The organism is Dongia deserti, assembly GCF_003574735.1.
Taxonomy (GTDB): Bacteria; Pseudomonadota; Alphaproteobacteria; order Dongiales; family Dongiaceae; genus Dongia_A; species Dongia_A deserti.
Map to the genome: position 1 here is coordinate 1 of NZ_QORW01000018.1, position 22,998 is coordinate 22,998.

A 22,998-nucleotide genomic window follows, 5' to 3' on the forward strand; every position below is an offset into this window, starting at 1 on the left:
ACCACGGCTACAAGATGATCGGCGTCGGCAAGCTGGTGGCGGACGATCTCTGCGGCAACGAGAGCGACCTGCTCAGCCCGTTCCGCTTCTCCCGCTTCGCCGAAGGCAAGCTGCATCCCACGTCGAACTCGCCGTTCCCGTGGAGTTGAGGAGCAGCCCCAGCTAGAACTCGGAATCGGGCTGACGATCTCCTGTCGGCGTCGTGGCGAACTGTTCGCGGTAGCACTTGCTGAAGTGCGAGGCCGAGGTGAAGCCGCACATGATCCCGATTTCAAGGACCGGGAGCGAGGTGCGCTGCAGCAGCTTGCGTGCTCGCTCCAGCCGGATCTTCATGTAGTATTTGGATGGTGATGTACTGAGATAGCGCTTGAACAGGCGCTGCAGCTGACGCGACGAGATATCCAGCCCTTCGGCGACCTTCATCAGGTCCAACTCGCCCTCCGACGACCTTTCCATCGCCTCGATGGCCTTCACGATCATCGGTTGTGCCACGCCAAGTCGGTTCCGCATGCTCATGCGCTGCCGGTCGGCGGGCTGACGAACACGGCCGTGGATGAACTGATCGGAGACCATTGCCGCAAGGCCGTTCCCCTGGCGCGTGCGTATCAGATGCAGCATCATGTCCATGGCGGCGGTTCCGCCGGCGCAAGTAAAGACGCCGCGATCGACGACGAACAACTCTTCCAGGGCTTCAAGCTCGCCGAATGCCTCGCGAAAGGCCTCCAGATAGTCCCAGTGGACCGTGCATCGCCGGTCCTTCAACAGACCGGCGCGAGCGAGAATGAAGCTCGCCGTGCTGACCGCGCCGACCAGCGTCCCGCGGCGGGACTGCGCCCGCAGAAACGCCAGAAGCCTGTCGTTTCTGTAGGTTTCGCAGCCAAGACCGCCGCACACGACGATGATGTCGACGTCGGCCTCGCCCGAAGGCAGGCGACTGGTAATGACCTCGAGACCACCGCTCGATGAGACCTTGGCGCCGCCGGTGGACAGATAGGTCCATCGATAGAGGGTCTTGCCGGCCATCAGGTTGGCGCTGCGCAACGGTTCGACGGTCGAAGCAAAGGCCATGAGGGAGAAGCCCGGAATCAACACGATTCCGACGTGGCAAACATCGTGCGCCACCGTCACTGATCAATCCCTTGGCGAACAGGATTGCCGTGGGGCGGAGTTCTGCCACGCTCGAAAAGTCCATTGGTACGGAAGATGTTGCAAGGACAGGAATCCCTAGCCTGGTTGCGCATTTGATCAAACGCGCCAATGGAGCACAGCACTGGTCGGAATCAGGATAGTGGGAACATTGGGTCGGATCAAACACTATCCGATAGAAACCGCTTTCCAGGTGCCTTATGGAAGAACCGCTACGGCGACGGCGCAGCCGCGAGACAAGACGGAGCGCGGGCCCCGCTGTCTCCAAGTGGAGGCGCGTGCGCACCGGCCTGGCGCCGGTTGAGCCGCTGGCGCCCGACCAGTTGATGGAAATCCACGAGGCTTCGCTCCGGCTTCTGGAAGAGATCGGAATCGAGTTCATGGGCGCGGCGGCGCGCGAACTTTTCCGCAAGGCCGGTGCGGAAGTCGATGAGGCGACGGGGCTTGTCCGTATCGCGCCTGAAATGGTGACCCAGGCGCTTTCGACTGCTCCTGCCGCTTTCCAGCTCACGCCTCGGAATCCGGATCGCGCGCTTTTTGTCGGCGAGAACGCCATTTCGTTCAGCCTGGTCGCCGGTCCGCCCAACATCCACGACTGCGTCAACGGGCGCCGCTCCGGAAACTATGCGGACTACGTGAACCTGATCAAGCTGGCTCAGAGCTTCGATATCATCCACTATGTCGGCAATCAGCCCACGGCGCCCATCGAGCTCCCCGCCGGCACGCGCCACCTCGACTGCTATCGCGCAAATCTCGTCTATTCCGACAAGGTGTTCCACTGCACGGCCATTGGTCGCAACCGGGCGCTCGACGGCATCGACATGATGGCGATCTCGCGCGGAAAGACCCGCGAGCAGCTGATCGGCGATCCGTCGGTTCTGACGGTCATATCGGTCAACTCTCCGCGCCGCTTCGACGAGGCGATGTCCGATGGCTTGATGGCGATGTCGGAATTTGGACAGCCGGCGATCGTGACCCCCTTCACGCTCATGGGCGCCATGACGCCGGTCACCGTGGCGGCCGCCTTGGTGCAGCAGAATGCCGAGGCACTGGCGGGCATCGTGCTGTCGCAGTTGACCAGGCCAGGTGCGCCCGTGGTCTATGGCGCCTTCACCTCCAACGTCGACATGCGCAGCGGCGCCCCGGCCTTCGGCACGCCCGAGAATGCCAAAGCCACCATGGCGGCCGGACAGCTTGCGCGCCTCTATCGCCTGCCTTATCGGGCGAGCAACGCCAGCGCCAGCACGTCCGTGGACGCCCAGGCCGCCTATGAATCGCAGATGTCGATCTGGTCCGCGGTCATGGGCCGTGCCAACCTCGTCTATCACGGCGCCGGATGGATGGAGGGCGGGTTGACCGCATCCTTCGAGAAGATCGTCCTCGACGTCGAAATGCTTCAGATGATGGCCGAGACTATCAGCCCGATCGAAGTGAACGCAGCGGAGATCGCCCTGGATGCCATCAGCCAGACTCCGCCCGGCGGCCATTTCTTCGGTGCCGCCCACACACTAGAGCGCTACCAGACCGCGTTCTACGAGCCGCTGGTGTCTTCCTGGAAGAACTACGAGGCATGGCAGGCGGGCGGCGGCCTCGACGCCACGCAACGCGCCACGGCAGTCTGGCGGAATACGCTCCAGTCCTATGAGGCGCCGCCGCTCGATCCCGCCATTGTGGAAGAGCTGGATGCTTTCATCGCGCGCCGCAAGGAAGAACTGGCGCACGTCGATCACTAGGCGATGGATCCTCATCATCGTGGTCGCGAGCCTTGAGGTGGCGGACTATCGCCTAGTGGGCCGAGCAACTTCAGCCGTTCCCCGCCCGGCTAGAGGTGATCCCGGGGGAGCGCAATGTCCCATTCGCGTGAGAAGACTCGTGCCTCGCCTTCATATGCATCCAGTGTCGCGGTCAACAGCAAGTCGTCCTTTCCAACTGTCAAGACCGTCCGCGTATCGATACGGACGCGGAAATCGCCGCGCCCATATTCCTTTTTCCAGGTGATCTCAGCTCTTGCGGAGAGCGGGTCGTCCGGCGTTATCGAGAACAGCTTCTGAGTCTTGGCGGCATATTCCCAGTCGAACTCCGGAATCCGGATCAGGCCGCTGTCACTGTACTCGTCCAGGGTAACTGTGCCGGTGGCTAGGTCCGCAGTGATCCGCGCATGTGTGTCGCCGCGCCTGATACATGTCGACTCAAACGCCGGCGCGTTCTCTGCCGGCTGGAAGGCCGGGAGGTCGACATCTGCGGCCTGAGGCGGACGAACAGGAAGCATAAGCCCGCTTTCGCCGGTGAAGATTGTCAACGTTACTGGCTCTGGTGAGGGCCATGTCGTGGGCCAATAAGTCGAGGAGATGGCAACGCGCAGGCGGCTGCCGACGCCGAGTCTCTGGGCGCAGTCGTTAAGCTTGATTCGCACACGATAGGCCTCGCCGGGGCGGAGCGCCTCGAGTTTCTCGTGACCGTTGCGATGAGTGAGATTGAGCAGCCCGTAGCTGAAGCGGGTCACCGCGCCGTCGGGCAAGACCTCCGACAGGGTCGCCGCGACGAAGGCATTCGGCCGGTCGGCCGCCACCTTGAGGTCGAGCACCGGCGCGCCGACGAACTCCAGCGGCTGCTCCAGCACCGCGGTATCGAACACCAGCGACCCGCCGGCCTCAGCGCGCTGATCAGTCGCCTGATCGGGTGACAGGCCGTACGGGCACCAGCTTCCGGCGGCGAGGCCGACCGTCTGCGGCGATCTGATGCTGATCATTTCCGAGGCAGTACTGGTCCCGGGTTGCGCAAGTATGCCCTTGGCCAAGAGATAGGCCACGGGCGTGATACGCGGGCTCGGCCAAGCCTGCTCCGCGACCCAACGGCCCGGCCGCTCCTGATACATAGCGCGCGGTGCGACGCTGTCCTGCATCCAGACCCGCAGCATCGGCTCATCCATGATGCCCGTCTCCTTGCCCTTCAGCCACTTGTCCCACCAGCGGAGGCATTCCTGCAGGAAGCCGATGCGTGGGCCGGGCAGGGCGAAGTTTGGATACTTGTGCGCCCAAGGGCCGACCAGCCCCTTTCGCGGGCAGCGCAGATGCTCCAGCATCCGGAAGATTGGATTGGTGTAGCCATCGGCCCAGCCGCCCACCAGATAGACCGGACACTCGATCGCCGCATAGTCCTCGCAGATCGAGCCGTGCTTGTAGAACTCGTCGCGGCGCTGGCGGCGGTGCCATTCCTCCAGCCAGAAACCGGATTCCTCCAGCCTCCGCTTCCACATGTTGCGCCACTTGTCGCCGACCAGCGCCGGGTCCGGCGGCGCCGCGTTGTAGGCGAACATGGTCGAGCCCCAGATGACCTTGTCGACCAGCAGGCAGCCGCCCATGAAATGAATGTCGTCGGCGTAGCGGTCATCCGTGGAGCAGAGCGAGATCACCGCCTTCAACTCCTTCGGCCGCCGCGCCGCCACCTGCAAACCGTTGAAGCCGCCCCATGAGATTCCGATCATGCCGATCGCGCCAGTACACCAGGGCTGCGCAGCGATCCAGCGGAGGACCTCCAGCGCATCGTCCTGCTCCTGCTTTAGGTATTCGCCTTTGAGCACGCCCTCGGAATCGCCTGAACCGCGCATGTCCACGCGCACCGATGCATAGCCATGCCCGGCGAAATAGGGATGGTTGAGGGCATCGCGCTCCGTGGTGCCGTCGCGCTTGCGATAAGGCAGGTACTCGAGAATGGCCGGAACCGGATTGCGTTCGGCATCCACTGGCAGCCAGACGGTCGATGACAGGATCGTGCCGTCCGCCAGCGGGATCTCCACATGGTGCAGCGTCTTGGTCTTGTGCGGAAATTCGGTCCGATGGTTCACGCGTCTCTCCCTGGTCATGGGCGGCGCGCGATCGCCGCCGCCCGAATTGGACTCCGTTGCTCTAGCCTGTGAGTGGAAAATGGCAGCGGATCGTGCGGCCATCCGAAAGGACTGTCTCTTCCGGTGGCTCTTCGCGGCAGCGCGCCTGGGCGTAGCGGCAGCGCGCATGGAACTCGCAGCCGCGGGGCCGGAAGGCGACGCTTGGCACTTCGCCCTCGATCGAGGCCAGCGTGCGTCGATGCTCCGGGTCGGGCTGCGGGATGCCGTTGATCAGCGCCTCGGTATAAGGGTGGGCCGGGCGCCGGAATATCGCCTCGCAGTCTCCCTGTTCCACAATCCGACCGAGATACATGATCGCAAGCCGGCCGCTGATGTGCCGGACCACCGGAAGATTGTGCGAGATGATGAGATAGGTGAGGTTGTGCGCGATCTGCAGATCGCGCATCAGGTTCAGCACCTCGCCCTGGATCGACACGTCGAGTCCGGCGGTCGGCTCGTCGGCGATGATCAGGTCAGGCTCGAGCGCCAGGGCCCGCGCCACGCCGACGCGCCGCGCCTGTCCGCCGGACAATTGGTGTGGGTAACGCGACAGAAGCTCGCGTGGCAGATTGACCATGTCGGCCAGCTTGAGGGCAACAGCATCCCGGTCGAATCCCTTCGGGCGATGCACGTCCAACGGCTCGACGATCAGCGAACGCACGCTTTGCCGCGGACTCAGCGATCCGACCGGGTCCTGGAACATCATCGCCATGTTCTCGCGCAGCGGCCGGAACTCGCGTTCGCTAAGCCGGGTCAATTCCCGGCCGCGCAGCGTGATCGAACCCGATGAAGCCGGAATGAGACCCAGGATGCAGCGGCCGAGCGTGGTCTTGCCCGATCCGCTCTCGCCGACCAGGCCCAGGGTCTCTCCGGCCCGGAGGTCGAGATTGACGTCGACAAGCACGTCGATCTTCGCCGGCTGCGCGCCAGGTAGCAGCGACGCCAATCCGCCGCGCCCGGGAAAACTGACGCGAAGGTCCCGTACCCGGACCAGTGGCTCTGTCGCTGCCACGTTGGAACCGGGATCTACCGGCACCCATCCTTCTTGGCGCGACGCCGCGGTCACGGATGAGGAGGCTACCTGCCTCGGGTCCAGGAGGTGACAACGTGCGTCGTGTCCTTCTTCCAGGACGTGGGCAGCGGGCTCCTCATGGCGGCAGCGATCGAAGGCTTTGGGGCAACGGCCGGCAAAGATGCAGCCCGCCTGCTTGAACCGGACATCGGGCAAGTCGCCCGGAATGGTGGGCAGGTAGCGCCGGCGCTCGGTGACCCTCGCCGGGTCGGAGTTGATCAACGCCTGCGTATAGGGGTGTGCCGGCCGAGCATAGACCGCGCCGATCGGCCCACGTTCCACCACCTCACCCGCATACATCACCACCACTTCATCGCAGAGTTCGGCGACTAGGCCAAGATTATGGGAGACGAGGATGATCGTGGTGTGCATCTCCGCCTGGAGGCTGCGCAGCAGGTGGATGATCTGCGCCTCCATGGTCACGTCGAGCGCAGTGGTCGGCTCGTCCGCCATGAGGAGCTGCGGCTTCATCAGCAAGGCCATCGCGATGCCCATGCGCTGCCGCATGCCGCCGGAGAACTGATGCGGGAACTGGTCGATGCGCTGCTCGGAGTCCGGAATGCCGACGCGGCGCATCATCGCCAAGGCATGGCCGATCTTCTGCGAACGGCTTTGCTCCCGATTGCGATAGAGGATGTCGATGATCTGCTGCCGATAGGACTTGACGGGTATCTGCGACGTCATCGGATCCTGGAACACGATCGATGCCTGCCGGCCGCGGAAGTCGCGCAGTGCAGCCTCGCCCAGGTCACACAGGTTCCGCCCGTCGAACAGGATCTTGCCGCCGACGATACGGCCATTGGCCGATAGCAGCCGCGCGATCGACCAGATAACGGTGCTCTTGCCCGAGCCGCTCTCTCCCACGACTCCGACGATCTTGCCCCGCGGCACGTCGAAGCTGACGTCGCGCAGTGCCCTGACCGGACCGCGGTCGGTATCGAATATCACGTCCAGATTGCGGATTTGCACCAGCGGCGTCATCGGTCAGTGACCCTTGGCCAGCCGCGGGTCGAAGACGTCACGCAGCGCCTCGCCCAGGAACGTGAATCCCAGCGTGGTGAGCACCAGGGGGATGCCGCCGGCGACGATTGGCCATGGCGTCTGGCGGATCAGCAGATAGCCCTCGTTGAGGATGCTGCCCCAGCTTGCAGTCGGCGGCAGCACGCCGAGGCCGAGGAAGCTCAGGCCCGCCTCGACCGTCACCACAACCGGCACGTCCATGGCGGCCAGGATGAACATGGGGCCGATCACGTTGGGCAGGATGTGCCGCCAAAGGATGCCGCTGAGCGTTACGCCCAGCGACCGCTCGGCGATGATGAATTCGGTGTTGCGCAATGCCATGGTGCTGGTCCTGACCAGCCGCGCATATGCGGGAATGGTGGTCACGATGACGATGGCAAGAATCAGGTTGAGGCTCGGACCCAACAGCGCCACCGCGGCCAGTCCAATGATAATGGTCGGGAAGGACCGGATCACGTCGAACAGCAGCAGCAGCGTGTTGTCGAGCCAGCGCGGCCCGTACCCCGCCAGCATACCGAACAGCAGGCCGAACACCATCGAAACGGAAATTCCGATTGTCGCGACGTAGAGGGCGACGCGGCCGCCATGCAGTACGCGGGAGAACGTATCGCGTCCGAGCTGATCGGTGCCGGCGATGTGCTGCCAAGTGGGGCCTGATAGCCGCGCCGGAATGTCCAGCGCGTTCGGATCGTAAGGCGCCAGCAGCGGCGCGAAGATCGCGCTGGCCAGGAACATCATGACTAGCACGACGCCAGTCAGGCCCTGCCAGTTGCCCAAGAGGCGGCGCAGCTTACGCCCGCCCTCGCCGCGGAAGGTATTGGCCGCCAGCGCCGCGCTGGCCGGATTCTCAGAGGGAGTCACGGACACGGGGATCCAGCCACGCGACCACCAGGTCGGCACCAAGATTGATCAACACGTATACTCCTGTGGTGATGAGCACGGCGCCCTGCACGACAGGGAAGTTGCGATTCATCACCATGTCGTAGATCAGCTTGCCGACCCCGGGCCGGGTGAAGATGATCTCAGCAAAAAGGGCGCTGGAAAGCAGGCCGCCGAAGCCGATGCCGATGAGCGTGATGGTCGGCAGGATCGCCACCTTCAGCGCATAGCGAAATACCACGGTGCGTGGTTCCAGGCCGAAGGCATGGGCGGCACGGATATAGGTCTCGTTCATGACCTCGAGCATCGAGGCGCGCACCATGCGGGCAAGATAGCCAACCCAACTCAGCCCGACCGCAAACGCCGGGAGAACCAAGTGGTACGCCTGGTCGGCGAGGTCGCCGGGCTCTCCCGCGCCGATCACCGGCAGCCATTTCAGGATCACCGCGAAAACTAACAGCGACCAGATGGAGACGAGGAACGATGGAATGGCGATGGTGGCGACTGAGATGACGCCGGTCAGCCGATCGAACCAGCTGTTCGGCCGGACGGCGGAAATGCAACCCAACGGAACGCCGATCAGCGCGGCCCAGAGCAGGCCGACCGCCGCCAGGATCAGCGTTGAGGGCAATGCCTCCAGTACGATCCGGGTGACGCTGCGCTCGGAGAACACGTCGACGCCGAGATCGCCGCTCAGCGCATTGAACAGATAGATTTGAAACTGCAGAAGAATCGGCTCATCCAGGTGCATTTTCGCGGCATAGCGGGCGATGGCTTCCGGCGTGGCCCTGGGACCAAGGGCGATCGTGGCCGGATCTCCCGGAATCAAATGCAGCAGCAGGAATAGCGCCAGCAGTGCGCACAGCACGATAACGACCGACAGGCCGATGCGCTTGAGCAGGTAATGAAACACTTTCGGACGATGCCCTCGGCTGCTGCCAGGAGGCGGCCGGCCAGCGTGACGCGGCCGGCCGTTGCGCTCCGGATTTTGTGTTCCCTACGGCCTAGGCCTTGGTGAACGCACGAAACCGCATTTCGCCGGACGGCAGGACGTCGACCTTGATGTCCTTCCGATGGACGACGACCTCGGGCTCATGATTGACCCAGACATAGGCGCCGGTATCCTCCATGATCTCCTGCATGCGCAGATAGATCGCCTCGCGCTTCTCCTCATCGCTTTCGGCGATGCCCTGCTTGTAGAGCGCGTCGTACTCGTCGCTCTTCCAGCGCTCCCAGTTCCATACCCCGACCTGATCGCTGGTGAACCACTGGGTGGCTTCCTGCGGATCAGGATTGGTGCCGAAACGCATCAGCCAGATCTGCAGGTTCTTGGGGTCACCCTTCTTGTCATCGCCCATTTCCCAGAACGGGCCGGAATCCAGCGGGATCACCTTGACCGTGATGCCGACCGCGGCCAGCTGCGACTGGATGATCTGCGCGGCCAGGACGCGTTCCTGCTCGTTAAGGGTCTTCAATTCGAGTTGCAACCCGCTGACCCCAGCCTCAGCCAGCATCGCCTTGGCCTTCTCCGGATCGTAGCTGTATTTCGTCGCCTTGCGGTGGCCGATCAGGCCCGGGCAGATGATGCCGTTCGACTTCTCCGTGGTACCATCATAGGCGCCCTGGATGATCTGCTCGGCGTCGACCGCGTGCTGGATCGCCTTGCGCACGCGGATGTCCGAGAGCTTCGGGTGCTCCGTGTTCATGCCCAGCCACATATACTGCAGCGCGCCCGCTACATGGATCGCGCCGTTTGGCGGCGGATTGTCCTTGTACCGGGAATAGGTCGAGGCGGTGATCTCCGTAACCGCGACCTCGCCGGCTTCGAAGGCGAGTTCCGCCGCCGAAGCCTCGGTGATGATCAGCACGTCCACTTCCGCGAAGGCTGGCTTCGGACCAGTCCATTCGGGGTTCGGCCGCAGGGACAGCTTCTGCTTGGGCGTCCACTGGAACACGTAGGGACCGCAGGTCGCGGGAAACTCGGTAGTGAATTTCTCGCCGACCTTCAGCATCGCTGCCTTGCAGAGGATGGCGGCGGGCCCGCTGGTCAGACCGAGCAGCGTGAACGGCGCATAGGGCTGGCTGAGCACCAGAGTGCCGCTGTACTTGCCGGTCACTTCGACACGATCCAGCGCTTCGAAATTTCCGCTCCAGTCGGTGGTCTTGATGCGCTCGTACGTGTATTTGACATCCTCGGCGGTGAATTCACCGTAGCCGTTGGTCCACATGAAGCCCGGCTTGAGCACGAAATCATAGTGGGTCGGATCGCGCTCCTCGAACTTCTCCACGTAGACCGAGGGTTGCCAACCATAGACGCCGTCGTCTCCGATATGGAAGTTCAGCAGCACCGGCAGCACCGCGTTCTGCATCTCGATCTCTGCGTCGCCGATCATGTAGCCCGGATCGAGGATGCTGATGTCGCCATTGGTGCGGGCGATGAGCTTCGTCGCCTGCGCACTGGCATCTCTCGCGAACAGCGGCAAACCGAAAAGGGTCGCGCCGCCGACCATTGCCGAAGATGCCAGAAACGTACGTCTGTTGAGTTTGTCTTCGATCATGACGTCCTCCCCTTGCGTTTTTGATCTTCTTGTTGTTGGCGCCGTTCGAGCGCCGAGTTTCCCGTATTGAATCGCGCCTTACCGGTCAAGGGCGCGGCGTGTGGCGCCAGACCGCCAGCCCTACGCCTCCTACCTGTATATAGCTTTAGGATAAGCCTGTCATATGCGGCGTTGCTTGGCAATGCATCCGAGGAGTCAAGCGCGATGGCTGCGCCTGGAGGTCCGACTGGCGAACTGGCGCCGATGGATCATACGTCCCCGATTTGGCGCGTGCCGCTCGAGCATTCTGGAGACGAGCTCTTATGCCAGTATTCCTTTTACGTGGAGAGTAGCGAGTGCGCGGCAGCCAAGGTACCACGGCCCAGGCACTCTCCACGTCAAGACAGAATCCCTGGTGTCTTCCAACGCGGAAGTCACGTGCACGCCACCCGGTTGCCGAGCACAGTGTTTCGCAATCCTGGTGCGTTAGCAGCGCACGCGGGGATCTGCGCCGGGGGCGACCGGAAACGGTCGTCCCTACCGAGACCGTGGGCCGAGAGCTGGTGCTGCGCCAGGCAGGCTTGGCTGTCGATCGAGATGCGAATCAGGAGGCCCGCGCCAAGAACGACTGAAACTGGGACTTCGCCTCCAAGAGACGCAGGATGTTGGTGCGCGACCCACGGATGTGCTGCCGTGCGAGCTCGCCGGCACGTGGTGCGTCGCCCGCACAGATAGCCTCGACAATCGCGGCATGCTCATCACGCGCAATGCGCCACTCATCCAGCCAGAGCAGCTCCATCCAGACATAATGCTGGCATTTGTCGAGGATGCCGTTGAGCAGGTCGCGCAGCATTTCGTTTCCGCTGATCTCGGCGATCGCGCGGTGGATGTCCATCCCGATTTGCAGCTCCTGGAACATGTCATCGCGGCTGCGATCGGGCAGGTTCGCCAGCCGCTCGCATTCACGGACCATCTCGCGCAGGCGCTGCTTGTCGGGTGCGGTGATCTTCGCGGTCGCCAGCTCGGTCGCGTGGCCGTCGAGCAGCTCGCGCACTTCGAATGCCTCGCGGAACATGTGAATGTCGAATTCCTTGACCGCGTAGCCTTGGCGCCGACCTGCCACCAGTCCGTCGCGCTCGAGGCGATTGAGTGCTTCCCGAACAGGCGTGCGGCTGACCTTCAGCTTCGCAGCCAGCTCGTTCTCGGTGAGGCGGGCGCCGGGTGAAAGCTGGCCCGTCACGATCATCGCCTTGAGCGATCCGTAGACGGACTCGCGCAGCGTGTTCTTCTTTTTTCCTCTGGGCATCCCTGGCGCATTCCCTCCTTGGGGCTGATTGCTCACCGAATCCATCGTTGGTCCCCCAGTCCCAGCTTGGCCGCAACCAAGCGGATAGGCGAGCCCCTCATCGACGGCTACGCATTGACAGACCCCTGGCTCATCTGATTACATGCAGAAATGTATACAATTTAGTATGCGACAACAAGCCGGCGTAAGCCGGCACAGGGAGGAGGCGAACATGACCAAGTTGTGGATGGGTGTGCTGACGGCGGCTGCGCTGTCAGCGTCGGCCAGCGGGGTCGCGGCCGCGGCGGATACGATCACGGTCGCATCGTGGGGCGGTTCCTATCAAGAAGCGCAATCGAAGGCTTTCTTCAAACCGACGGCGGACGCACTGGGCATCACCATCAAGGAGGACACCACCAACGGCCTTGATGATGTGCGGCTCCAGGTCAACGGCAACGCCGTCAAGTGGGACCTTGTGGAGCTCGGCGCGGACGAATGCGCGCGCGGCACGAAGGAAGGGCTGTTCGAAAAGCTGGACTACGAGGTGATCGACGCGACCGGAATCGACCCGAAGCTTGTGCATGACGATTGGGTCGGCATCACCTTCTATTCGGTCGTGCTCATCTATCGCACCGATGTCTTCGGCGAGAACGGGCCCAAGACCTGGGCGGACTTCTGGAACGTCGAGAAGTTCCCCGGCCGACGCGCGCTGGGTGGCGCTTTCGCGACTGAGACGCTGACGGTCGCGGCGATCGCTGATGGCGTGCCGCTCGACCAGGTCTATCCGCTCGACATCGAACGCGCGCTCAAGTCGCTGGAGAAAGTTCGGGACCACGTCGATGCATGGTGGACGTCCGGCGCGCAGGCCATGCAGCTCATCAAGGACGGCGAGGTCGACATGGCGAGCATCTGGAATGGTCGTGCCAGCACCTTGAAGGCGGAGGGTGCGCCGATCTCGTACACCTACGACCAGGGCGTGCTGAATGCCGATTGCATGGTGATTCCGAAAGGTGCCAAGAACAAGGATGTGGCCATGAAAGCACTGGCCATGTTCTTGAAGCCTGAGATCCAGGCAAATCTGCCGCTCTACATCGCGAACGGCCCGGTCAACCTGAAGGCGTTCGAGACCGGTAAGATCCCCGCCGACAAGGTCGCGGAAATCACGTCCGCACCGGAAAATGCCAAGAAGCAGGTCTTGATGGATCCGAGCTTCTGGGCCGACCATATGATCGAGGCGCAGGAAGAGTTCGACAACCTGATCCAGCAATAGAAAAGGTTGCTTCGTGCAGCGCGGGAAGGCAACGGTACCGTGCTTCCCGCGCTTCGCCTCAGCCGACCAGCCGAACAGGAGTAGGCCGTTGTCCGCCGCGCAGTCCGCATTGCCGATCAGCATGCGAGGTATTACCAAGCGTTACGGCCCTGTATCGGTGCTGGCCGATCTGGATCTCGATGTCGCTCCGGGTGAGTTCCTGACACTGCTTGGTCCGTCGGGATCCGGCAAGACAACGCTGCTGATGATCATCGCCGGCTTCGTGCGCGCCAACGCGGGTAGCGTAAAGGTCGGCGGCGAGGAGATCATCACCATGCCGCCGCACAAGCGCAACATCGGCATGGTATTCCAGAACTACGCGCTATTCCCGCACATGAACGTGTTCCAGAATATCGCGTTCCCGCTGAAACAGCGGCGCGTTGGAGCCAAGGAAACGGCGACCAAGGTAGGAAGGGCGTTGGAACTCGTGCAGCTCTCCGGGCTCGGCGATCGCCGCGTCGACCAGCTCTCCGGCGGCCAGCGGCAGCGTGTCGCGCTGGCGCGTGCCATCGTGTTCGAGCCGCGTATCGTGCTGATGGACGAGCCGCTCTCCGCGCTGGATAAAAGCCTGCGGGAGCACATGCAGATCGAGCTGCGCAGTCTCCATCGCCGCCTTGGCATGACGACCGTTTACGTCACGCACGATCAGCGCGAAGCGATCACCATGTCCGACCGCATCGCGGTGATGAACAACGGACGGATCGAGCAGTTGGATCGGCCGGAAGCTCTCTACGCACGGCCGAAAACCAAATTTGTCGCGAGCTTCATCGGAGAATCGAACTTCATCCCGGTAGAATGCAAAGACGGCGCGGTCTGGTACGACGGTCAGCGGCTGCAAACGACATCCGAACTGCCTTCGGCGGGCCAGCACTGGCTGGTGGCGCGGCCTGAAAAAGTCCGGGTAGCGGGCGGCGCCTCGAACCTCAATGGCGCAAACGTGCTGCAAGCGGTCGTGCGGGATGTCGTCTACCAGGGTGACAGCTTCCTCTGCTATGCGGTCCTCGCGGGAGGTGAGCAGATCGCATTGCGTGATTATTGCCGCAGCGACGTCCTGTCCCTCATTCCTTCGGCCGGGGCGCAGATCCGCCTGCAAATTCCGGCCGAGGATACCACCGTCGTGACCGAGCGATGACCGCCCAGGTTGCCGACATGGGTGTACTCGCCGATCGAGGCGCTCTCAATTCCGCCAGGCTGACGCAGGATGCGCGCCGCGAATCGCTGACTTTCCTGGCGCTCTGCTCGCCCGGCCTGATCCTGGTCGGTCTTATTATCGTACTGCCGATCGGCTGGCTGTTCTGGCTGTCTTTCTTCGACGAGTCCGGCGCCCTCAGCGGCGCCAACTACGCGCGCTTCTTCGAGCAACGCTCGTACGTTCGGACATTCATCACTACCTTCCAGGTGGCGTTTCTGGTGACCGGCCTGACGGTCCTTATCGGCTATCCCTTGAGCTACATGCTCTCGCAGATCTCGCGCCGCGCGGCGGCCATCTGCATGATCTTTGTGATCCTGCCGTTCTGGACCTCGGTTCTCGTCCGCACCTATGCCTGGCTGGTCATCCTGCAGCGTAAGGGACTGGTCAACACTTGGCTGATGGATCTCGGTGTGATCGATCAGCCGCTGCCGCTCGCGCACAACTTCACCGGCGTAATCATCGGCATGACGCATATCCTGCTGCCCTTCATGGTCCTGCCGCTCTACGGCTCCATGAAGTCGATCGACACCGACTATCTCAGGGCAGGCATGAATCTCGGGGCCAGTCCGACGGCGACGTTCTGGCAGATCTTCTTCCCGCTCTCGCTGCCCGGGCTGGCGGCGGGAATCATCATGGTCTTTGTCCTTTGCCTCGGTTTCTTCGTGACACCGGCGCTGATGGGCGGCGGGAATGTCATCATGTGGGCGATGCGCATGGAGCAGACCACCAGCCTCTATGCCAACTGGGGAGCGGGCAGCGCGCTGGGCGTCGTGCTGCTGGCTGTGACGCTCGGGTTGCTGGCGCTGTTCCATCGCCTGATGGGCGCACGCGCAACCAGCGTGTGGGGTGGGTAATGTACTCGGATCAAGCCCTGCCGATCTCCCATTGGCGCCGCTCGTGGCTCTATGTGACGGGCGGGCTGGTGCTAGTCTACCTGATTGGACCATCCCTCATTATTGTGCCCATGTCGTTCTCCGGGTCGACCCTGCTGCAGTTCCCGCCGCAGAGCTGGTCGTTGCGCTGGTACGAGGCGTATTTCGGGTCAGTCGAATGGCGCGACGCGACAATCGTCTCGGTGAAGGTGGCGGTCATGACGACGCTGGTGGCCACGCCGATCGGCACCGCAGCCGCCTATGCGATCAATTCGGGCGTACTGCGCTTTTCCGGCTTTATTCAGACGCTGTTGACCGCGACCCTGATTATTCCCGTCATCCTCGTCGGCATTGGCACGTTCTTCCTCTATGCGAAGCTCGGGCTGAACAACACGCTGACCGGGCTGGTGATCGCCCACACAGTGCAGGCCTTGCCCCTGGTCGTGCTGACTGTGCTATCCGGCTTCAGGACTTACGACATGAACCAGGAGCGAGTCGCGCGCAGCCTAGGCGCCAACCGGTTCGCGGCCTTTTGGCAGGTGACGGTGCCGCAGATCCGGTTCTCGATCGTGTCAGGCGCGTTGTTCGCCTTCATCACGTCGTTCGACGAAGTCGTGGTGGCTTTGTTCATATCAGGCGGAGAGACGACCACGTTGACGCGCCGGATGTTCACTGCCTTGCGGGATCAGGTCGATCCCACCATTGCCGCGATCTCGACCTGCCTCATCGTCCTTTCCGTTCTCTTGCTCACGCTTGCCCAACTGCTGGGGCGCCGTCGCTCTTAGGGACAAGGTCAGATCATGCGTGACTTTCAGCTTCCCGGCCGTTCGCCGGTCCGCACGACCGAAACCATGGTGGCAACATCTCATCCGCTCGCGACCTGCGCGGCATTGGACATGCTGCGTTCGGGTGGCAACGCGATGGATGCGGCCGTTTGCGCCGCGGCGGTCCAAGCAGTCGTCGAGCCTCAATCGACGGGAATCGGCGGCGATTGCTTTGTGCTGTACTGCCCAGACGGTCGTGGGGAGGTGCTCGCGTTCAATGGATCAGGCCGCGCTCCCGCCGCTGCCACGGTGGACTGGTACTTGGCAAACGGCTTTGACCAGGTGCCGGCCTACGGCGCCCATTCGGTCACGATCCCCGGTGCGATCGATGCCTGGTGCCGGCTGCTCGAGGACCATGGACGCAAGGGGATCGATGCGGCCCTGGTTCCGGCGATCCGATATGCGGAGCAGGGTTACGTGGTTCATGACCGCGTCGCGCTCGATTGGTCCGAAAGCGTGGAACTGCTACGACAAGATCGAGCGGCAGCGCGCATTTTCCTTCCGGACGGCGCCGCACCGAGACCAGGTGATCTGCATGTGCAGCCCGAATTGGCGGCAACGCTTCGCATCATTTCGGAGCGCGGACGCGACGGGTTCTATGCGGGACCGGTCGCGGAAGACGTTGCCTTTTGCCTGGGCGCGCTCGGCGGTCTCCATACGCTGGAGGATTTCACGGAAACCAAGGGCAACTACGTGACACCGGTCAGCACGCGCTACCAGGGCTACGACATCCATCAGATGCCGCCGAACAATCAGGGTCTGACCGCGCTTCTGATGCTCAACCTCCTCTCCGGATTCGAGCTTGGCGCGCTCGACCCGCTTGGCGCCGAGCGGCTGCATCTCGAGGTGGAAGCGGGCCGCCTGGCTTACCGCGACCGAGATCGCTTCATCGCGGACCAGGATCAGGTGGCCGTGCCGACTGGCGACCTGTTGTTAGCGCGCCACGCCGATCAGCTCCGCGCCGTGATCGATCCGGCGTGCGCCATGACGGATCTGCCGCAGATGGTTCTACCGACGGGCGACACGGTCTACATCTCCATCGTCGACCGGGACCGCAATGCGGTCAGTTTCATCAACTCGACCTTCCACTCATTTGGCAGCGGCATCGTTTCACCGAAGACCGGCGTGGTGCTTCAGAATCGTGGCAGCAGCTTCAAGCTTGATCCCCGGCATCCCAACTGCATCGCGCCGCGCAAGCGGCCGATGCACACGATCATGCCCGGCATGGTGACACGCGATGGTCACGCCATCATGCCATTCGGTGTCATGGGTGGCGGTTATCAGCCTTTCGGCCACGTCCACCTGCTGACCAACATGCTTGATTTCGGCATGGATCCGCAGGCGGCGCTCGATGCGCCGAGGGTGTTCTACGACGCCAATATCCTGGAGGCCGAGCGCGCCGTTCCGTCCGCGGCGGTCGAGGGGCTGCGCAAGCGTGGTCACCGCGTTGAAATCGCGCCTGAGCCTCATGGCGGTGGCCAGGCGATCTGGATCGACTGGCACAAGGGAACACTGACCGGCGCTTCCGATCCACGCAAGGATGGTTGCGCGCTGGGTTATTGACCTATCCCGCTTCGAGGCAAGGGGATCGTGCTGGAAACGTGTCCTCGAGGGCGCGATCCAACGACGCGTCGCATGCCGCATCTGTCAGCTGAGGTGCGAGCTAGTTGTCGATCGTCTCGCGAGGCCTCAGGGTCAACCTGCTAACAGAGGCTGCCGCGTAACTCGCTCGGTGAAGCTCCAAACTGGCGACGGAAACAGCGATTGAAATAGGAAATGTCACCGAAGCCGGCTTGAAGGGCAACCGCGCTGATGCTCCATCCACTGAAGGAGGGATCAGCGAGCATTTCGCGCACACGCGCCAATCGTGTTTCCAATAGAAACCTCGAAAACGTCGTGCCGTCGGTTTCGAACAGACGCTGGACGTGGCGAGGCGTCACATGAAACCGGGACGCAACGGTGTGCACTGTAAGCCGACAGTCGTCGCAATGCCGAGCGACAAATCGCCTGATCGCTTGCAGGCGGGCGGTCCGCAGACTGTGGCCCAAGGCGACGGCCGCCTCCTTTCCGGGACCGAGCGCGAGCGCGAACAGGTCGCGCAGGTGAAGCGACGCCGATTGCGCGACCTGCGGACTCAGGGCTACCCCATCTTCCTCGAGGAACCGCATGTAGCCCAGCAGGTATCGCAGCGCCTCCGATCGTTGCGGAAGGGGCTGCGTGACCGCTTCATCGAGGTCGGGAACGAGCGGCGCAAGCGCGGCGCGGCTCACCAAAACGGAGCGGAAGCGCGGCGAGGAATGCCACAGCATCGTTGCTGCCGTGGTGGTGGCCATTGCGACGGCGTAGCCGGCTTCTACGTCAACCTCGCGCCCACCCAACCTCACGACGACATCCTCAGACCCCATGATAAGACCGATAGTGTCAGTGTCATCGGTCACCATCGCTGGAACGCAGGAAAACCGGCTTGGCGAACATGTCGCCGAGACTAGCCCGACTTCGGGCAGGAGTCGGGCTGTCACTTCGACATGGAACGGAGTGTCACGAATGGGCTCGATATCCGCACCGAAGAACGACCGCCCCCAGAATTCCCGCCACACGGGAACACGCTCCCGCTCGGGCAGATCGCTGCTCGAGAAGCGGATAGGCGTGAAGCTGGCATCCTGCTTTTTCACGATGCATCCCCGCCGATGTCCAGAATTGAAAGATACCGTCTTCCGGACGCCAAATCGAGCGCGTTCCGTTCGCCAGAGTCCAAGGCTTTGTCGCCATTGTCCAAGACGGGGCCGGCCACTTCGATCACCAATTCATGACAGCAGGACTCTTGCCCATGATAGCAAGCTGCGCGTCCTATCTGACGTCCGCGACGGCATAAATCGTCATACCGCCGGTTGCGGATGGACAAGCTCCTGCCTGGCCGCGCACTGGATTCTCAGACCGTGATTGCGGCAGCGGAGCAGCTGCCCATCCAAATTCGAAGGAGCTTGAAGATGATTTCGTTCAGGTCGTTCGCAGCGTCGGCGGCATTGGTGATTGCGGGATCCGTCGTTGCTTCCGGAGTGGTATCCGCCGACGATTCAACCTCGGCTTCCCAGCAGATCATCGTCACTCCGCAAACTCAGGGAAATGCCCAGATGCGCGTGAATAGCCGGATCATGTCCGGCTATAAGAAGAACTCCTGGGAGAAGTATCAGTCCCTAGCGTCGGGCGGAACCCAGGCTGCGGCCGGCAGCGACGTTCCTCCCACCGATTGTCCACCAGCGCCGACGCAGGAGTGCCTCGACAGCTGGAAGCCCAAATTGATCAACCCGTTTCCGGAGAAGGACACCAAGACGATCAACCCGTTCGAATGATGGCGATCCGGTCCACTCTTTGCGCGATTCAACCTTCTCCCGCGGAGGACATCAGATGCCCGACCCGACAATACCACATCATTTGCTCCGACACGTGCCTGGCCTTGCCTTTGCGCTCATCTTCGGCGCTGCCGTTCTGGCCACATTCTTTGCAACGCCTGTCTCCGCTGACGGCGGAGTTGTCGCCATCTGCGGCAACACATGCGTCGGCGAGGAGCGCAATGGCGACCCGCTTTGCCATTGGGTCCCAGCCACTCCGGAACAGACCTGCAAAGCAAAGGGCATCTGCAGCCCGAGCGAATGTACAGTCTGGTGGGCGGCGCAGGCTCCTGCGGCCGACGCTTTCCAGATCACTCCGGAACAAGCGAAACGATTGCCTGGCGCTCGGACTACCAAAGGATCGCGTCCGCCATCCCGCTGAACAGATTCATCAAGTGGGGACGTTACCGGGAGGTTGAGGATGTCAAGGGTACTGCGTCTCTTCCTTGTCGGCGCGGTGATCACTGGCGTGCCGCCAGCCAGCGGAAACGAAGCCGGTGGTGAGTCCGCCGCCAGCGCGCTGCTCCGTACGTTGCACAATGCACCGATCGATGTGGCGGAAGTCGATCAGCTGAAGGTGCCGCCGTACAATCCACCCGGACCGGTCGGACCCGCGCCCGGCACCGGACTGAAGAGCGTGTTTTCGCTTCCCTTCTCGGGCGAGGGTGCCCCGCAAATGGCGCCTGTCGATAAGCTCGTGCACGACTATCTCATGGCCAACAAGATTCCGGGCGCCACGGTCGCGGTGTCCAAGGGACGGCGTCTGGTGTGGTCGAAGGGTTACGGCTATGCCAACTTCGCCACCAAGATCCCAATGCAGCCCTGGCATCGCACCTTCTTCGGCAGCGTCGCGAAATTCGTCACAGCGCTCGGGGCGATGAAACTCGTCGATGACGGCAAGCTGAAGGTGGAGGACCTCGTCTACGGCAAGGCGACGGCGTTGCCCGGAGGCAACGCCAACGATACACCCGGCGTGATTTTCACGCCCGGCGCGCTCCCCGATCCGGGTGCGTATTTCAATGCGATGATACAAGGTGTCGCGAATCTGAAGACGACAAGCCCGTCACTTGCTGCGGGAGCGGTCCCGACGCCTACGCCCAACGTCGAAACGGTTCTTGCCTGGGCGAGCAAGGTGCGGGTCAAGCATCTCCTGAGCCACACGTCCGGGCTCCTGCGCAACGGCGACGTCGACGCCGCTACGGCGTATTTCGGCAAGAGCGAGGCGGACCTCACCTATAAGGAGCTGCACCTCGCCATGCTGCTGGGGGAGGCAGGCCCGCCGTTCCTGTTCGAGCCGGAAACGAAGCAGAGATATTCCAACCACGGGTTCGGGCTGGTCGGGCATATCGTCGCCGAGCGCAGCGGAATGTCCTACGTCCAGTTCATTCAGCAGCGGATTCTGCAGCCGCTCGGACTTAGTCAAATGGTCCCGGCCTACACGTCGGTCGGCCCACTCGATGCATTCCGGCACACGCGCGACAAGAACGGTAATCCGCAACCCATCGCACACAAAATCCTCAACGCGCCAAATCTGGGCGTCGCGGCTGGGGGGTGGGTCGGCACCGCACAGGATTTCGTCCGCCTGATGTGCGCGACCGACAAGCAGACGGCTATTCCGATCCTTAGCGCCGCGTCGATCGACCTCATGGAAACAGTTGCCTATCCCGCGATCGATTCAGATCAGCCGCTCGGCTGGGACAAGCGCGCCGGCGCCGGCGAACTCGTCAAGGACGGCGCGCTCGACGGCGGGAGTGCCCTCATCCATAAATATGTGCCCGGGTTCATCTCTTCGGGCGACCATATCGACCTCTCCGATATCAATGTCGCAATCGGCTTCAACATCGATGCGGATAATCCGACCACACTGATCCGCGACATCGCACGCGCGGCCGGCAAGGCAAACATTCCGCAAGGTTACGATTTGTTCGATCCGCTCTATCGGTGCGCAAAGCAGCCTGGATACACTGTTGCCCCGCTGCCACCGCCGCCAGCGGGCAAGCTGGCTGTACCTGAGGCACCGGCGCTGCCGCGTCTCGTCTGCAACGGCGGCAAAGCGGTCGCGTCGGCCAGCATCCAAGGCAAGGCGACTCAATACTCGTGCCAGTGCCCCGCCGGGCAAATTGCGAAAGCGGTCGGCAAATATCGAAACACGTTTCAGTGCATTCCGGCCGCGGTACTGCCAGTGCCACTGCAGCTGCAACTCCCACAGGCAAAGCTTACGTGCAGTGGCGGCAAGGTCAGCGGCAGCAGTTGCATCTGTGCAAGTGGTTTCAACGCGGTGGCGACCGGCGCCAATGCATATCGCTGCATCCGCAGCGTGACGCTGCCGGTGTCGCCGGCAGCGCCGAAGAGTGCGTGTGCCGGCGGCGTTGTGCGCGCGAACAAATGCCAGTGCCCGAGCGGTCAATCGCTGAAGAACGGCGCGTGCACGGCGACCAACGCACCGCAGCGCAGCGGCACGCCCGTGCGCGTGCAATAGGCAAGAGCACGAGCGACAGGTGCACGAAGATCAGCCCCAACCTGAATGCGGCGCCAGAACTGATTCAAGCGGCCCACCCCGGCTTTCGCATCGCGCGATGAAGGCTCAACAGGGAGATGCAGCCATGAGCACGGTTTTTCATGCAGCGATAATCGCGGGGGCGGCGGTCTTTGTCGCCGCGTGGGCCACGAGCGTCCGGGCGCTCGACGTCAGCAAGGTGGAGCTCGCCGTCATCGACAACGGCGGCGTCAGTTGCCCACGCGACGCCACCGTCACGGCCTGGGCGCACACCAACGAGCCTGGCACTGTGAAGTTCGTCATCCGCAACGATAGCGGCGGCAAGACCGGCGAGTTGTCGGCCGCCGCCGTCAAGGGGCCTGCCGGCAACTACCTCGCGACATACACGCAGACTTTCAAGATCACCGCAGACGTCGACATCAATTACATGGCGGAAGCGGTCGGCCAAGGGAAGCTCTCGGACTGGGTGTCGTTCAAGGCAACCTGCGGCCCGCAAGTGCGCACCAAGAAGTCAAGTGCGGAGCCGCCGGCAAAAAAGACGCCGGCGAAGAAGACGTCCGACGTCAACAAGGATGAACCGACTACCAAGGGACCAGACGCCGAGCCGCCCGCCCAGCAAACCTCGACTGGCAAGCCGGCCAGCAGCGGCAAGCCTACCGGGGCCGGGAAGCCGACGGCCGGTCCCGGCAAACCGGTCGAGCAATGCGGCGACGCGATCTCGGTGACGCGGCTCGCGGCCGTGACCAGGATCGGCGGCAAGGCGACGGCCGAGGCTGGATGGGCGCAGGAAGTGAAAAAGCACTACCCGGACAACTGGGGCAACTGGAACAACGCCAAGGACCGCAATACGAGCTGCAAGTTCGCCGGGACGTGGAATTGTACGGCGTCCGCCCGCCCGTGCGCACCCTAGCCGTTTCGGACCGGCCGCCCGCCCCGCGCGTCACGCAAGAGCCGGCTGGGGTTTCGCATAACCGTGCCGCGCAAGATCGGTGAGGACGACAGCATGAGGAGCTGCCTCAGCTCCAGATCAAATCCGCCGCCGTCGTGGCTGGAGCGTCGCTGCTCGAAAGCGAGGCGCGCCGCTACGATTTGG

At 62.9% G+C, this 22,998-nt stretch carries 17 protein-coding genes; 9 read left to right on the plus strand and 8 right to left on the minus strand.

Annotated features, from left to right (window positions below):
* Window positions 1-162 precede the first annotated feature (162 nt).
* Entirely contained in the window at window positions 163-1,128 is a 966-nt protein-coding gene (locus DTX69_RS23175; RefSeq protein ID WP_119303967.1) for a GlxA family transcriptional regulator, read from the minus strand.
* Between the two features lie 218 nt (window positions 1,129-1,346).
* Between DTX69_RS23175 and DTX69_RS23180 the strand changes: the two genes are divergently transcribed.
* Window positions 1,347-2,879 (plus strand): trimethylamine methyltransferase family protein, encoded by a 1,533-nt coding sequence (locus DTX69_RS23180; protein ID WP_119303968.1) that lies wholly within the window; start codon window positions 1,347-1,349, stop codon window positions 2,877-2,879.
* A gap of 89 nt (window positions 2,880-2,968) precedes the next feature.
* Here DTX69_RS23180 and DTX69_RS23185 read toward each other — a convergent pair whose 3' ends face one another.
* The 6 genes from DTX69_RS23185 to DTX69_RS23210 form a co-directional block, all read right to left on the minus strand.
* Complete coding sequence (locus tag DTX69_RS23185; protein WP_284736012.1) at window positions 2,969-4,990, minus strand: CocE/NonD family hydrolase; 2,022 nt, start codon at window positions 4,988-4,990, stop codon at window positions 2,969-2,971.
* Between the two features lie 61 nt (window positions 4,991-5,051).
* Entirely contained in the window at window positions 5,052-7,082 is a 2,031-nt protein-coding gene (locus DTX69_RS23190) for a dipeptide ABC transporter ATP-binding protein (RefSeq protein ID WP_119303970.1), read from the minus strand.
* Between the two features lie 3 nt (window positions 7,083-7,085).
* Window positions 7,086-7,982 (minus strand): ABC transporter permease, encoded by an 897-nt coding sequence (locus tag DTX69_RS23195; RefSeq protein ID WP_284736013.1) that lies wholly within the window; start codon window positions 7,980-7,982, stop codon window positions 7,086-7,088.
* A complete protein-coding gene (locus tag DTX69_RS23200; protein ID WP_119303971.1) occupies window positions 7,969-8,913 on the minus strand; it encodes an ABC transporter permease in 945 nt (314 codons plus the stop codon). The genes DTX69_RS23195 and DTX69_RS23200 overlap by 14 nt, the downstream gene beginning before the upstream one ends.
* Window positions 8,914-9,004: 91 nt before the next feature.
* Window positions 9,005-10,558, minus strand: coding sequence for an ABC transporter substrate-binding protein (locus DTX69_RS23205; RefSeq protein ID WP_119303972.1), 1,554 nt, complete (start codon window positions 10,556-10,558; stop codon window positions 9,005-9,007).
* A 583-nt stretch (window positions 10,559-11,141) separates the two neighbouring features.
* Window positions 11,142-11,843, minus strand: coding sequence for a GntR family transcriptional regulator (locus DTX69_RS23210; protein WP_119303973.1), 702 nt, complete (start codon window positions 11,841-11,843; stop codon window positions 11,142-11,144).
* Window positions 11,844-12,054: 211 nt separating this feature from the next.
* Between DTX69_RS23210 and DTX69_RS23215 the strand changes: the two genes are divergently transcribed.
* From DTX69_RS23215 to ggt, 5 genes are all read left to right on the plus strand, one after another.
* A complete protein-coding gene (locus DTX69_RS23215; protein WP_119304072.1) occupies window positions 12,055-13,092 on the plus strand; it encodes an ABC transporter substrate-binding protein in 1,038 nt (345 codons plus the stop codon).
* 88 nt (window positions 13,093-13,180) lie between these two features.
* A complete protein-coding gene (locus DTX69_RS23220; protein ID WP_119303974.1) occupies window positions 13,181-14,263 on the plus strand; it encodes an ABC transporter ATP-binding protein in 1,083 nt (360 codons plus the stop codon).
* On the plus strand, window positions 14,260-15,177 hold the full coding sequence (locus DTX69_RS23225; RefSeq protein WP_119303975.1) for an ABC transporter permease: 918 nt from the start codon (window positions 14,260-14,262) through the stop codon (window positions 15,175-15,177). Before DTX69_RS23220 ends, DTX69_RS23225 begins: the two co-directional genes overlap by 4 nt.
* The gene (locus DTX69_RS23230; protein WP_119303976.1) at window positions 15,177-15,980 is read left to right on the plus strand and encodes an ABC transporter permease; all 804 of its coding nucleotides are present in this window, start codon (window positions 15,177-15,179) and stop codon (window positions 15,978-15,980) included. Before DTX69_RS23225 ends, DTX69_RS23230 begins: the two co-directional genes overlap by 1 nt.
* A gap of 15 nt (window positions 15,981-15,995) precedes the next feature.
* Window positions 15,996-17,582, plus strand: coding sequence for a gamma-glutamyltransferase (gene ggt / locus DTX69_RS23235; protein WP_119303977.1), 1,587 nt, complete (start codon window positions 15,996-15,998; stop codon window positions 17,580-17,582).
* Window positions 17,583-17,722: 140 nt separating this feature from the next.
* Here the strand turns inward: ggt and DTX69_RS23240 are convergent, their stop codons facing one another.
* Complete coding sequence (locus DTX69_RS23240) at window positions 17,723-18,691, minus strand: helix-turn-helix transcriptional regulator (protein ID WP_119303978.1); 969 nt, start codon at window positions 18,689-18,691, stop codon at window positions 17,723-17,725.
* A gap of 222 nt (window positions 18,692-18,913) precedes the next feature.
* Between DTX69_RS23240 and DTX69_RS30370 the strand changes: the two genes are divergently transcribed.
* The 3 genes from DTX69_RS30370 to DTX69_RS23255 all read left to right on the plus strand — a co-directional run bounded on the left by DTX69_RS30370 (window position 18,914) and on the right by DTX69_RS23255 (window position 22,815).
* Window positions 18,914-19,369 carry a hypothetical protein gene (locus DTX69_RS30370; RefSeq protein ID WP_162917494.1) on the plus strand — a complete coding sequence of 152 codons (456 nt, stop codon included), beginning with the start codon at window positions 18,914-18,916 and terminating at the stop codon, window positions 19,367-19,369.
* Between the two features lie 460 nt (window positions 19,370-19,829).
* The gene (locus DTX69_RS23250; protein ID WP_119303980.1) at window positions 19,830-21,887 is read left to right on the plus strand and encodes a serine hydrolase domain-containing protein; all 2,058 of its coding nucleotides are present in this window, start codon (window positions 19,830-19,832) and stop codon (window positions 21,885-21,887) included.
* Between the two features lie 124 nt (window positions 21,888-22,011).
* Window positions 22,012-22,815, plus strand: a complete 804-nt coding sequence (locus tag DTX69_RS23255) for a hypothetical protein (protein ID WP_119303981.1) — start codon at window positions 22,012-22,014, stop codon at window positions 22,813-22,815.
* The last annotated feature ends 183 nt before the right edge of the window (window positions 22,816-22,998 follow it).